The organism is Vibrio sp. ZOR0018 (genome assembly GCF_963865925.1).
In the GTDB taxonomy this organism is placed as follows: domain Bacteria; phylum Pseudomonadota; class Gammaproteobacteria; order Enterobacterales; family Vibrionaceae; genus Vibrio; species Vibrio anguillarum.
The window spans coordinates 119,336-133,499 of the sequence record NZ_CAWMCN010000123.1 but is presented as its reverse complement, the minus strand read 5'-3'; the positions used below and the strand labels follow the sequence as shown (position 1 = coordinate 133,499).

11 protein-coding genes are annotated in these 14,164 nt (G+C 43.9%); 1 reads left to right on the top strand and 10 read right to left on the bottom strand.

The genetic code is table 11. The annotated features are described in order from the left end of the window. The 10 genes from ihfB to tig all read right to left on the bottom strand — a co-directional run bounded on the left by ihfB (position 1) and on the right by tig (position 11,768). The gene (ihfB, locus tag AACR75_RS14975) at positions 1-285 is read right to left on the bottom strand and encodes an integration host factor subunit beta (RefSeq protein ID WP_010317449.1); all 285 of its coding nucleotides are present in this window, start codon (positions 283-285) and stop codon (positions 1-3) included. A 76-nt stretch (positions 286-361) separates the two neighbouring features. Further along, the gene (gene rpsA, locus AACR75_RS14970) at positions 362-2,032 is read right to left on the bottom strand and encodes a 30S ribosomal protein S1 (protein WP_013857179.1); all 1,671 of its coding nucleotides are present in this window, start codon (positions 2,030-2,032) and stop codon (positions 362-364) included. A 103-nt stretch (positions 2,033-2,135) separates the two neighbouring features. Continuing rightward, a complete protein-coding gene (gene cmk, locus AACR75_RS14965; protein WP_013857180.1) occupies positions 2,136-2,816 on the bottom strand; it encodes a (d)CMP kinase in 681 nt (226 codons plus the stop codon). Between the two features lie 161 nt (positions 2,817-2,977). Continuing rightward, positions 2,978-3,277: a ComEA family DNA-binding protein gene (locus AACR75_RS14960; RefSeq protein ID WP_017044597.1), complete on the bottom strand. Its 300-nt coding sequence runs from the start codon at positions 3,275-3,277 to the stop codon at positions 2,978-2,980. 136 nt (positions 3,278-3,413) lie between these two features. Then, the gene (gene ppiD, locus AACR75_RS14955; RefSeq protein WP_047690796.1) at positions 3,414-5,273 is read right to left on the bottom strand and encodes a peptidylprolyl isomerase; all 1,860 of its coding nucleotides are present in this window, start codon (positions 5,271-5,273) and stop codon (positions 3,414-3,416) included. 157 nt (positions 5,274-5,430) lie between these two features. Further along, positions 5,431-5,703 carry an HU family DNA-binding protein gene (locus tag AACR75_RS14950; protein WP_026027116.1) on the bottom strand — a complete coding sequence of 91 codons (273 nt, stop codon included), beginning with the start codon at positions 5,701-5,703 and terminating at the stop codon, positions 5,431-5,433. A gap of 195 nt (positions 5,704-5,898) precedes the next feature. Next, the gene (lon, locus tag AACR75_RS14945; RefSeq protein ID WP_013857184.1) at positions 5,899-8,250 is read right to left on the bottom strand and encodes an endopeptidase La; all 2,352 of its coding nucleotides are present in this window, start codon (positions 8,248-8,250) and stop codon (positions 5,899-5,901) included. Positions 8,251-8,370: 120 nt separating this feature from the next. Continuing rightward, the gene (gene clpX, locus AACR75_RS14940) at positions 8,371-9,651 is read right to left on the bottom strand and encodes an ATP-dependent protease ATP-binding subunit ClpX (RefSeq protein WP_013857185.1); all 1,281 of its coding nucleotides are present in this window, start codon (positions 9,649-9,651) and stop codon (positions 8,371-8,373) included. Between the two features lie 83 nt (positions 9,652-9,734). Next, entirely contained in the window at positions 9,735-10,361 is a 627-nt protein-coding gene (clpP, locus tag AACR75_RS14935) for an ATP-dependent Clp endopeptidase proteolytic subunit ClpP (RefSeq protein ID WP_010317461.1), read from the bottom strand. A gap of 105 nt (positions 10,362-10,466) precedes the next feature. After that, positions 10,467-11,768, bottom strand: a complete 1,302-nt coding sequence (tig, locus tag AACR75_RS14930; RefSeq protein WP_013857186.1) for a trigger factor — start codon at positions 11,766-11,768, stop codon at positions 10,467-10,469. A gap of 581 nt (positions 11,769-12,349) precedes the next feature. Between tig and AACR75_RS14925 the strand changes: the two genes are divergently transcribed. Then, positions 12,350-14,137, top strand: coding sequence for a sensor histidine kinase (locus AACR75_RS14925; protein ID WP_019280840.1), 1,788 nt, complete (start codon positions 12,350-12,352; stop codon positions 14,135-14,137). The last annotated feature ends 27 nt before the right edge of the window (positions 14,138-14,164 follow it).

Here is a 14,164-nt window from a genome sequence, read left to right as displayed (position 1 = left end):
TTAGATATTCTCATTAACTCGCTCACGTAACTCTTTACCTGGCTTGAAATGAGGGACGAATTTGCCATCCAACACCACTTTATCACCGGTTTTAGGATTACGACCTACTCTAGGCTCACGATAGTGCAAAGAGAAACTACCAAATCCGCGAATTTCGATTCGCTCTCCGCTTTCTAAAGTTGATGCCATATGTTCAAGAATATCTTTCACAGCGTCTTCAATTTCTTTAGCAGATAGGTGCGTTTTCTCAGCACAGAGTCTTTCTATCAATTCAGACTTAGTCATAGTTTCCCTCATTACTTATCAAAGTAGGCACTAACTGAAAAAAAAGGAGCCTTACGGCCCCTTTTAGCGAGTTAGATTATTCGCCTTTAGCAGCCTTGAATGCATCAGCCATAGCATTACCAAACGCACCTTCATCAGCTTTGTTCAGTGTAGCCATTGCTTCTTGCTCATCAGCTTCATCTTTAGCTTTGATAGATAGGTTGATTACGCGGTTTTTACGGTCTACACCAGTAAATTTCGCTTCAACGCTGTCACCAACGCTTAGGACTAGAGACGCATCTTCAATACGGTCACGAGATGCTTCAGAAGCACGGATGTAACCTTCAACGCCGTCTACAAGTTCAATTGTAGCACCTTTCGCGTCAACTGCAGTAACAGTACCGTTAACTAGAGTACCTTTTTTGTTATCAGCAACATATGCGTTGAACGGGTCGTTTTCCATTTGCTTAACGCCAAGAGAAATACGCTCACGCTCTGCATCTACTGCTAGAACAACTGCAGAGATTTCATCGCCTTTCTTGTAATCACGTACCGCTTCTTCTCCAGGAACGTTCCAAGAGATGTCAGATAGGTGAACTAGACCGTCGATGCCGCCGTCTAGACCGATGAAGATACCGAAGTCAGTGATAGACTTGATCTTACCAGTAACTTTGTCGCCTTTAGCTTGCGCTTCAGCGAATGACTGCCATGGGTTAGCTTTACACTGTTTAAGACCTAGAGAGATACGACGACGCTCTTCGTCGATATCAAGAACCATAACCTCAACTTCGTCGCCAACATTAACAACTTTAGATGGGTGGATGTTCTTGTTAGTCCAATCCATTTCAGAAACGTGTACTAGACCTTCAACGCCTTCTTCGATTTCAACGAAGCAGCCGTAGTCAGTTAGATTTGTTACACGGCCAGATAGTTTATGACCTTCAGGGTAACGCTTAGCGATAGCTACCCATGGATCTTCGCCAAGTTGCTTAAGACCTAGTGATACGCGAGTACGATCACGATCAAACTTAAGAACTTTAACTAGGATTTCGTCACCAACGTTAACGATTTCTGATGGGTGTTTAACGCGTTTCCAAGCCATATCTGTGATATGTAGAAGACCATCAACACCACCAAGGTCAACGAATGCGCCGTAGTCAGTAAGGTTCTTAACGATACCTTTAACTTCAGTGCCTTCTTGTAGAGTTTCAAGAAGTTCGTCACGTTCAACGCTGCTTTCTGATTCGATAACAGCACGACGAGAAACAACAACGTTGTTACGTTTCTGGTCTAGTTTGATAACTTTGAACTCTAGCTCTTTGTTTTCTAGGTGAGTAGTGTCACGGATAGGACGCACGTCAACAAGAGAGCCTGGAAGGAAAGCACGGATACCGTTTAGTTCAACAGTGAAGCCACCTTTAACTTTACCATTGATAATACCAATAACAGTTTCAGCTTCTTCGTAAGCTTTCTCAAGAACGATCCAAGCTTCATGACGCTTAGCTTTCTCACGAGAAAGTTGAGTTTCACCGAAACCATCTTCAACAGCGTCTAGAGCAACGTCTACTTCAGAACCAACTTCAACTTCAAGTTCGCCAGCAGCGTTCTTGAACTGTTCAGCAGGGATAGCAGACTCAGACTTAAGACCAGCGTCAACAAGAACGAAACCATTCTCGATAGCGACTACAGTACCTTTAACGATTGTACCTTGTTGAAATTGTGTTTCGTTTAAAAACTCTTCAAAGAGTTGAGCAAAAGATTCAGTCATTTATTTAATCTTCAATAATTAAACTTCCATGGGTATCCTACCGCATGGGGTTATTAAATTCGCCAGTCATCATCCTTGCGACCGACGCTCTTACCTAGCAGAACTATTCTGCCAGCTTAGATTCTACGTATTGTAATGCTTCTTCTACAACTTCGTCGATAGACATTGAGGTTGAGTCAAGCAATAGCGCATCCTCTGCAGGGCGTAATGGGGCCACTGGGCGGTTACGATCTCGGTCGTCACGCTCTTGGATCTCGCTTAAAAGGGCGTCAAATTTAACATCTAGCCCTTTGAGTTGCAACTGCTTAAAGCGACGTTGGGCTCGCTCTTGCGCACTGGCATCGAGGAATATTTTCACTTCTGCTTGAGGAAACACAACTGTGCCCATATCACGTCCATCAGCAACCAGTCCCTGCCCTTTCGCAAAGGCTCGTTGGCGACGTAATAATGCCTCACGAACTCTAGGCAATGCCGCTACTTTTGATGCCGCCATTCCTGTCTCTTCTTTGCGCAATTCTTTCGATACGTCCTCACCTTCAAGAATCACTCTAACCAAGTCGCCTTCTGCGATAAATTGGACATCTAAATGTGTCGCCAGAGGAACAAGCGCTTCTTCCGACTCCGTATCCACACCGTGGTGAATCGCCGCCAATGCAAGAACGCGGTAAATAGCTCCAGAATCGAGCAAATGAAAGCCTAATTTCTTAGCCAACAACATACAAAGAGTGCCTTTACCTGCACCACTTGGTCCATCTACGGTAATTACCGGAGTGTGAGAGGACATGATTTACTCCACTTAGTTTTTATGCGGCTTGCTTGCTCGCTTTTGTCGGCGACAAATTATAGTGCTTATCCGTTACAGGCGCTAGGAAGGAATGGTGATATGACTGAAATTTCACAGTGATACAAGCGTCGCTTTGAGGGCGACGCTTTTGATAGAGACTTTTATAAAATGATACGCTCAGCGTTTTGCCTGACAGTAGCGGCACCAATGCCTTTCACCAAGCTCAGATCTTCTTTGGTTTTAAAATCGCCATTTTGTTGACGATATTCAACAATCGCTTGTGCTTTTTTAAGTCCAATACCTTTCAACAAAGTAGCAATTTCCTCAGCGGAAGCCTGATTTATATTAACCGTAATTTCAATGCCTTGGTGCGTTTCTACCACCTTTTCTTCTGCTAATGTCGGTGAAAGAGGCAATACGATACTTAGAAGTAACAACCCGAGTTTTGTTTTCAATTTCATATGAACATTTCCTTGTTTATTAATGGGTACCAATATTAATTGAGCTTGGAAATGAGAGGGAATCAAAAAGGTAGAAATTGAAATGGGCTGCATAAGCAGCCCATTTTGAGTTTCATATCAATTACATTACTAGCCTTTATTGGCTCACAACATAATATTCAATGTCTGTATTTTTACGCAAAGTTGTAAGTATCGCAGCCAAATCACGTTGGCTACCGATGCGCTCTAACTGAGCCGTAATTTGATCGTTGTACTGAGGTGTGACTTTAGCCTCAACCTTATGTAGTTCAACAAGAACAATATCACCGTTCATTGCTTTCGCTTGACCGTAAACCACACTATCTGTAGCGGGTTTAGGGAGAGAAAACACCGTACTCGCCAATGGAGAGCTACGATCAATCATTTCCAACTCAGCAAATTTTAACCCACGCTGTTCCAATAAGGATTGGTCACCTTTCTTTAGGGTATCAATCAATTTTGTGGCTAACTCAATCGCTTGTTGTTCGCCTTTAACTTTAGAAAGCTGAGCAACCACTTGCTCTTTCACTTCAGCCAAAGGAAGAACCATTTGTTCCCGAGCATCATCAACACGAACAACGATAACGTGTTCTGGGGCAACTTCTAATACCTCAGAATTGAGCCTATCTTCTTTTACCTCTGGGCTTAGAATAGCTTGAAGAACAGCTGGGTTTTTAAGAATTTCAGGCGCATCTTGCTGAGCAATAAAATCGGTTTTCTGAATCTTAGCTGAGATAGCGTTTGCTGCTTCATCCAGAGAGTCAGGTGATTCAAATGCCACTTTTTCTAGCTTGGTCTGCAACTCATAAAACTGATCAGCGGCCTTTTGGTCTACCATTTCAGCTTTGATTTCAGAGGCAACCTGTGCGTAGGGCTGTGCGATAGGGGCTTTAACATCATCAAGACGGATAATGTGATAGCCAAATTCAGATTTGACCAACCCTGTGATATCCCCTATCTGTTCGATAGCAAAGGCTGCTTGTTCAAAAGCTGGGTCCATCACATCATGTTCAATCCAACCTAGCGAACCACCCTCTTCTGCGCTTCCTACGTCTTCTGATTTTTCTTTCGCTAAAGTCGCGAAATCAGCGCCAGCATTCAGTTCATCGAGAATCGCCTGCGCTTTAGTTTTATCATCACCTTGAACCAAAATATGGCTTACTTTACGCTGTGCTTGAGTGGAGTATTTGTCTAAATGCTCTTGGTAGTACTGCTCGGCCTGTTCATCAGACACTACAATTTGGTCTTTCAATTGTTGGGCAGAAAGCTCGATATAAGCCACTTTAACCTGCTCTGGACGGGTATAGCGCTCTGCATTTTGTTGATAATATTGAGTAATTTCTTCATCACTCAACTCAACATTTTTAGCAAAGTCGCTGAGTGACAATGTGAGCGCACGGATATCACGGGTTTGAGAGATCAGTTTACTTTGCTGATTAACCTCACCCTGCAACGTAAATTCACTACCTTGGATAGCACTAAGTAACTGGTTACGGATAAGATCACGACGTAGATATTCTGCAAAGCTTTCAGCAGAGAAACCTGCACGGCGAAGAGCCGCTTGATAGATTTCTTGGTCAAACTTACCGCCAGTCTGGAATTGAGGCATGTCTAAAATCATTTTACGAACCTGATCATCGCTCACTCGTAAACCTAGTGATTGTGCATGCTGCTCCAACAATAAATCGTTAACCATACGATCAAGCACTGACTTACGAAATGACTCGACATACTGAGGATCAGCGAGCAAGTTAGCAAAATAATCCCCTAATTGGGATTGCATGCGATTGCGCTCGTTCTGGTACGCTTGTTCAAATTCACCACGGCCAATCTCACTATTGCCAACTTTAGCCGCAGCATTACTGCCACCGCTGACCAAGTAGCTACCGACACCTGCGAATACGAATGATAAGATAATCATTCCTAGAATAATTTTCACCGCGATGCTGTTCACGCCTTCGCGTAATCGATCCATCATAATCTAACTGCTCTCCGGATAAGAAGCTTCACACTTCAGCCTAAAAATTGAATAGCGCGATAATATCAGAAAAAGAAATGCGCATCAGTAGGATGCGCATAATTTCAAAAGGTTCGAATTAATTTTGCGCTTAAGCCGCAAAAAATAACGATTTTGATTAGTTGCAAGCGTCTTTAAGCGCTTTGCCTGCTTTGAAAGCAGGTACTTTTGCTTCTGCGATTTGGATCTCTTCACCCGTTTTAGGGTTACGACCCGTGCGCGCTGCACGAGTGCGAACGCTAAATGTACCAAAGCCAACAAGCGCTACTTGATCGCCAGATTGAAGAGTGCCACTAACGGCTTCGATGAATGCATCAAGAGCACGGCCTGCCGATGCTTTAGAGATGTCAGCGTTTTCTGCGATTTTTTCTACTAATTGTGTTTTATTCACTGTGATTCCCCTTTGCGTCACCCATTATTATTTTTTAACGGTGACTTTTCGTTCCATTAAGTTCCCAAACTAGCTTGAAGCCTTATTACATCTGGGCTGCAAGCTATAGGGGCTTACGTTAGCGCCCAAAAAAAACGCTGACAAGCCTTTTTAAGCCTATCAGCGTGATCTTTTACTTATTTTTGCTGCACATCACTATTTTTTAGCTTCAAATTCAACCCCAGAAGGGTCTCGTTCAAGTGCGATCTTCAAAACTTCATCAATCCATTGAACGGGAATGACTTTTAGATCAGCAATCACATTTGCAGGGATCTCTTCCAAATCACGCTCATTCTCTTTTGGGATCAATACGGTGGTGATACCACCACGATGTGCTGCGAGCAGTTTTTCTTTCAAACCGCCGATAGGTAATACTTCACCACGCAACGTTATCTCACCCGTCATCGCGACTTCCGCTTTCACGGGATTACCCGTCAAGCTAGAGACAAGCGCCGTACACATAGCAATACCCGCGCTTGGGCCATCTTTTGGTGTTGCGCCTTCTGGCACGTGAACGTGAATGTCACGCTTTTCATAGAAATCAGCGTTAATCCCTAATTTCTCGGCGCGTGCGCGAACCACAGTCATCGCAGCTTGAATGGATTCTTGCATCACCTCGCCCAGAGAACCAGTTTGCGTCAACTTGCCTTTGCCAGGCATTGATTCGGTTTCAATAGTCAGCAAATCACCGCCTACTTCTGTCCATGCTAAACCCGTAACTTGGCCAATTTGGTTACTGTCGTCGGCTTTGCCAAAATCACAACGTTGCACACCTAGAAACTCTTTTAAATTCTCTTGGTTGGCTACCACGGTTTTTATGTCTTTATTCAACAAGATTTTCTTCACCGCTTTACGGCAAATTTTTGAAATCTCTCGCTCTAAGCTTCGTACGCCCGCCTCACGTGTGTAATAACGGATAATACCAATAATGGCTGAATCTTCGATAACAATTTCATGAGGCTTCAAACCATTCCGCTCAACTTGCTTAGTCACTAGATGGCGTTTAGCAATATTCAGCTTTTCGTCTTCTGTATATCCGGAAAGGCGGATAACTTCCATACGGTCAAGCAGCGGACCTGGGATGTTCATTGAGTTTGATGTCGCAACAAACATGACATCAGACAAGTCATAGTCCACTTCTAAATAGTGATCGTTAAAGGTGCTATTTTGTTCAGGGTCAAGCACCTCCAACAATGCGGAAGATGGGTCACCACGCATATCTGAAGACATTTTGTCGATTTCATCAAGCAGGAACAGTGGGTTTTTCACACCAACTTTCGCCATTTTTTGAATCAACTTACCCGGAAGAGAACCGATGTAAGTACGGCGGTGACCACGAATTTCTGCTTCATCACGCACTCCACCTAACGCCATACGGGTATATTGTCGACCTGTTGCCGCCGCTATCGAGCGGCCAAGAGACGTTTTACCAACGCCCGGGGGACCAACAAGACACAAAATTGGCCCTTTCAGCTTGTTGATACGACTTTGTACCGCGAGATATTCTAAAATACGCTCTTTGACACGATCTAAACCGTAGTGATCGGCATTTAAAATCTCTTCAGCTTTTGCCAAATCTTTCTTAACTTTTGAACGTTTTGCCCAAGGAACATTGACCATCCAATCAATATAGCTACGCACAACGGTTGCTTCTGCAGACATTGGAGACATCATCTTCAATTTCTGCAGCTCTTGTTCCGTTTTTTGGCGCGCTTCCTGCGGCATTTTGGAATCGTCAATCTTCTTCTTCAGCATTTCAAATTCATCAGGTGCGTCATCCATCTCACCTAATTCTTTCTGAATCGCTTTCATCTGCTCGTTGAGGTAATACTCACGCTGAGATTTTTCCATCTGCTTTTTAACACGACCACGAATGCGTTTTTCAACCTGTAATAGGTCGATCTCCGCTTCCATTTGTCCCATTAAAAATTCCAAACGTTCACTGACATCAACAATTTCGAGAACTTTTTGTTTTTCAATCAATTTCAATGGCATGTGAGCGGCGATGGTATCAGCCAAACGCGCTGCTTCATCAATCCCATTTAACGACGTTAATACTTCAGGCGGGATTTTCTTATTGAGTTTGATAAAACCATCAAATTGGTTGATTGCGCTGCGAACGACGACTTCCTGCTCTTTATCATCCAACTCAGGAGTGACAAGATACTGCGCTTCTGCGGAGAAAAATTCACGCTCGATGAAGCGATCAATTTTCGCTCGCTGTTGGCCTTCAACCAACACTTTCACGGTACCGTCAGGTAATTTCAGAAGTTGTAAAATCGTTGCAACTGTCCCGACTTCAAAAAGATCTTCAATTTTCGGTTCGTCGGTTTCCGCTTGCTTTTGTGCCACAAGTAACACTTGCTTGTTGTTATCCATCGCCGCTTCAAGGCATTGGATGGATTTTTCTCTGCCAACAAACAAAGGAATGACCATGTGAGGATAAACCACCACGTCACGTAGAGGTAGTACGGGGATCTCGATACGCTCGGAACGTTCCAAGTTCATATTATTCTCTCTTCCGCTTCAACTGATTACCGAGTATATGGGGGCTAACTCACTGGATTCAATAACAGAATAAAAAAAAGGAGGTATTTGCTACCTCCTTTAAATATTTCTGATTGAGATTTACTCTGCGCCAGCCGCTTGGCTCTCATTTCCGCTGTAAATTAGTAGCGGTTGTGATTCACCATTAATGACTGATTCATCGATAACCACTTTGCTGACATCGTTTACCGATGGCAGTTCATACATGGTTTCGAGTAGTACGCCTTCCAATATAGAGCGTAAACCACGTGCGCCCGTTTTGCGGTTCATTGCTTTTTTTGCAATGGCGCGCAATGCGTCTTCACGAAACTCTAGGTCAACGTTCTCTAACTCAAACAAGGCTGCGTACTGTTTCGTCAGCGCGTTTTTCGGCTCACACAGGATTTGAATCAGTGCTTCTTCATCCAGCTCTGTCAAGGTAGCCGTTACGGGAAGACGACCGATAAATTCAGGGATCAACCCATATTTTACCAAATCTTCAGGCTCTACTTGATTGAACAACTCACCGATAGTTTTGGTTTCATCTTTAGAGCGAACTTCCGCACCAAAGCCAATACCTGAACCTGTCGCAACACGTTGTTCAATCACTTTATCTAGGCCCGCAAATGCACCACCACAGATAAAGAGGATTTTGGATGTGTCTACCTGTAAAAACTCTTGTTGTGGATGCTTACGGCCACCTTGCGGTGGAACCGAAGCGATAGTGCCTTCCACCAATTTCAACAGCGCTTGCTGAACCCCTTCACCTGAGACATCTCGGGTAATTGAAGGATTTTCTGCTTTACGAGAAATCTTATCAATTTCATCGATGTAGACGATACCACGTTCCGCTTTTGCAACGTCATAATCACATTTTTGCAGCAGCTTTTGGATGATATTTTCAACATCTTCGCCGACATAACCTGCTTCAGTTAATGTGGTGGCGTCTGCCATTGTGAAAGGTACGTCTAGGAAACGAGCTAATGTTTCTGCAAGCAGTGTTTTACCACTACCTGTTGGGCCAATAAGAAGAATATTACTCTTACCTAACTCAACCCCATCGCTCGTTTTATCACCGTTTCGTAAACGCTTGTAGTGATTATATACGGCCACTGCGAGCACTTTTTTTGCATGTTCCTGGCCAATCACATAGTCATCAAGATGTTCACGGATCTTATGCGGCGTAGGTAACGCCTCAGATTCCTTTTTTGGCAGAACATCCTTAATCTCTTCACGAATGATGTCGTTACATAAATCAACGCATTCATCACAGATGTAAACAGAAGGACCGGCGATCAGCTTGCGAACTTCGTGCTGGCTTTTGCCACAGAAAGAGCAATACAACAGTTTACTACTACCGCTCTCTTTGCTTTTGTCTGTCATTCGCTAACCTCTTAGCCTTTACTTTTAATCGTCTGAGTGTAACTCAAATTACGCCAAAATGCGTTAAACAATTCTGAGAACTGTTATTCGCCACGGTGACGCAAGACTGCATCGACTAAACCGTATTCCACAGCTTGGTCAGCAGACATAAAGTTATCACGGTCGGTATCACGCTCGATAACTTCAAGCGGTTGGCCTGTATGCTCAGCAAGCAATTTGTTGAGTTTTTGCTTGATGGTAAGGATCTCTTGAGCATGGATCTGGATATCCGAAGCTTGGCCTTGGAAACCACCTAACGGCTGATGAATCATCACGCGTGAGTTAGGTAACACATAACGTTTCCCCGGAGCGCCACCAGCCAATAGGAATGCTCCCATTGAACAAGCTTGGCCCATACAAACAGTGCTAACATTCGGCTTGATGAACTGCATGGTGTCATAAATTGACATACCAGCAGTCACACTGCCTCCTGGCGAGTTGATGTAGAGGAAAATATCTTTATCAGGGTTTTCCGATTCTAAAAACAACAGCTGCGCTACAACAAGGTTAGCCATGTGATCTTCAACTTGACCCGTTAAGAAAATCACTCGTTCTTTGAGTAGGCGAGAATAAATATCGTATGAGCGCTCACCGCGGGAAGTCTGCTCAACCACCATGGGTACTAGCGCGTCAAAAATTGGCGACATTGCGTTTTTTTCTTGGTAGCTCATATTGTTATGTCCCTAAAATAAATGGCCCGAATGATGGGTATCACACGGACCATTGTTAGCAGAATAGTTAACCTGTAGTCAACCACCTACGCTACATATTGCTTATTAAGCAGGTTGCTGGTTCATTAGCTCATTGAAGCTAACAGCCTTTTCAGAAACCTGTGCTTTAGCAATGATCGCGTCGATTGCTTGCTCTTCTAGAGCAAGGTTACGCATGTTGTTCATCATTTGCTGATTTTGAGAATAGTATGCCATTACTTCAGCTGGATCTTCGTACGCTGTTGCCATCTCTTCGATCAATGCTTTCACTTTATCTTCGTCAGCTTTTAGCTCTTCAGACTTGATCACTTCACCAAGAAGTAGGCCAACCACTACGCGACGTTTTGCTTGTTCTTCGAACAATTCACGTGGTAGTTGAGCGGCCGCTTCTGGGTTACCGCCAAAGCGTTGCGCAGCTTGTTGACGCAGTACGTCGATCTCTTGATCGATCAGTGCAGAAGGAACATTGATATCGTTCTCTTTTACTAGACCTTCAATCGCTTGCTCTTTAATGCGGTTTTTTACTGCTTGCTTAAGTTCACGTTCCATATTTTTGCGAACTTCAGCTTTCAGCGCTTCAACACCGCCTTCAGCCACACCAAATTTGGCAACGAACTCGTCGTTTAACTCTGGTAATTCACGCACTTCAACTTTGTTGATTTTAATTGCGAATTTCGCCGCTTTACCTTTTAGATTTTCCGCGTGGTAATCTTCAGGGAAGTTAACGTCGATTTCAAATTCCATACCTTTGGTTTTGCCAACGATACCGTCTTCAAAACCAGGGATCATGCGACCTGCACCCATTTCTAGAGGGAAGTTTTCAGCTTTACCGCCTTCAAACTCAACGCCATCAATAGAACCAACGAAATCGATCGTCGCGCGCGAACCCGCTTCCGCAGCTGCGTCTACTTCTTTCCACGTTGCTTGTTGCTTGCGTAACGTTTCTAGCATCTCAGCAACGTCTTCTTCCTTCACTTCAACCGCTGGTTTTTCAACAGTGATGTTTTCTAGACCTTTTAACTCAACTTCTGGATATACTTCAAAAGTTGCATTGAAAACAAGGTCTTGGCCTTCTTCGATAGAAACTGGTGCGAATGTTGGTGCGCCTGCTGGGTTGATTTTCTCTTTTACGATAGCTTCAATGAAGTGGCGTTGCATCACTTCGCCCATGACGTCTTGACGTACCGCTTTACCGTACATTTGCGCAACCATTTTCAAAGGCACTTTGCCTTTGCGGAAACCATCGAAACGACGATTCTTAGCGATATTGCGTAGCTCTTTTGTAACTGCATCTTCGATGTTAGCAGCAGGAACAGTAATATTCAGACGGCGCTCTAGGCCTTCTAGCGTTTCAACAGTAACTTGCATTATTTATAAACCTCAAAACTGGCCCAGTATTTCTGAGCAATATGAGCCGCAACTTAGGCGATGCCTTGTGCTTGGCTGCATCCTTGTGTTGTGCTCTATCCGAACACTTATATTAAAACCAGCATCAACATTGGCCAAAAGACCCAATATTGGACTAATAAGCGATATCTTTAGAGACTCTAATGCATCACAAAAGGTATCTCTGATTAGTCTCAGGACAGAAAATTTAGACGCGACATTCTACCGACCAGAATCAGTGCTGTCGAGCCAATCACCGCAGAGAGATGATTCCGTACCCTAAATTGCTTTCTAAGTGCTAAAAATTCCACCAACGTGAAAAAGCACAGTTTTGAAATGGGGACAATAAAGGCTTTTTCAAGGGAATCGAGGCTTTTTTTACCCCAAAAGCGTAAAAAGAGATCTTGCTCCTGTTTTGCACCCCACAATTGCGCTCTTTTTAAACATCACCCAAAGGAAAACCAGTAGAATTATGAGTCAATGCTGGGAGCATTATCACTTGCAAAAATGGATATCTCTCGCAAAAGAACTGCCCTTGTCGCGCCGCTGAACATGGAGAAAGGATGCTACATATTCGCCGAGTAAACCTTATTTTTGTAACGTTATTCCTTTTGTCTACCGCGGCTGGGGCGCATTTTGTTTGGCGGCACAACTACCAAAGTTTATTGATTGAACATCAAGCTCAGCTAGAGCGATTCTCTAGCCACATCACCACAAAACTTGATAAATATGCACATATCCCAAGATTGCTAGCCAAAGATAAAGAACTCATTGACGCTTTACACAGCCCCAGCAATAGCGCCCAAATTGAAATCACTAATCGCTATTTAGAACAGGTCAATGAAGTGATTCAAGCCGCTGACACCTACCTCATCGACCAATATGGCAACACGATCGCAGCAAGTAACTGGCACCTCACTCATTCATTTATTGGCCGAAACTTCGCTTGGCGGCCTTACTTTAAAACGGCCATAACTGGACAAGAGAGCCAATATTTTGCGTTAGGATCAACATCGGGGCAACGAGGATATTACTACTCCTACCCTATCGTTTATGCCGCGGATGTCATTGGCGTAGTGGTAGTGAAAATGGATCTTTCCGCGATTGAGGAAAACTGGCAGAGCAAACAAAGCTATTTTGTCGCCACCGACAGCAACAACATTATTTTCATGTCCAGCCAACCGGAGTGGCTGTTTAAAAGTGTTGCCATGCTGAGCGAGAGCGATCGAATTGCGGTTCAAAATAGCCGCCAATATCTTGATACCTCCATTCGCTCACTCGGATTGATCGGCGATTTCAGCGCATCCGTTGCCGAATGGGAAAATCCTTATCAAACTTGGATTAAAGGCGATTTCATCGTTTCAACCAAACCGCTGCCCAGTATCGGGCTAAACATTCGGGTTTTATCGCCCAAAATAAACATTTTCTGGGATAGCTTTGGATTTACTCTGATCAACAGCATGCTGTTTGCCATCGTCTACTTAGGGCTATTACTGGTTCATCACCGCCAACTTAAACAGCGCCAAATCGAACAGTTACAGTCTGAAGCAAAACAAAAATTAGAGTTTCTGGTGATGGAGCGAACCTCTGCACTGCACGCGGAAATTGCGGAGCGAAGTAAAACAGAGAGCATGTTACGCCAAACTCAAGATGAATTGATTCAAGCAGCGAAACTGGCTGTGCTTGGGCAAATGTCCGCCAGTATTAGTCACGAGCTGAATAATCCACTGGCCGCTATCCGCAGTTTTGCCGACAATGGGCGGCGTTTTTTAGCCAATGGTAAGCCGGAACGGACCGATGACAACTTGACTCGCATTTCAGCGCTCACCGAACGCATGGCTAAAATCAGTGAACAGCTCAAATCGTTTGCGCGAAAAAGTAACACCGATGAGAAAGTGAACGCGCAATTATTACCGATTATTTTGTCGACAAAAGAGTTGATGCAACCGCAATTTAAATCGAATTTGATTCAGTTTGAAATGGAATTACCCGCGATGGATCTTTGGGTGCGTGTCAATCCAATCCAACTAGAACAAGTCTTGATTAACTTGCTAACCAACGCGATGCAGGCCCTTGAGGAACAACATCAAAAATGTGTTCGTTTGAGCACTGAGTGCAAGGCCTCTCAAGTGTTGATCCATATTGATGATAACGGCCCGGGAATTACACAAGAAAAAATAGCCCATCTTTTCGAACCGTTTTTCACCACGAAAAAAAATGGCTTAGGCTTAGGCTTGTCGATTTCACAGCAGATAATACAAAGCATGGACGGTGAGTTAACGATGGCCAGTTCACCGCAGTGTGGGGCGCGATTTTCAGTCTCTCTACCGATCGTTACGCCAAGCGCGTGATTTACAGACAAAGTATGGTTTAAAGAT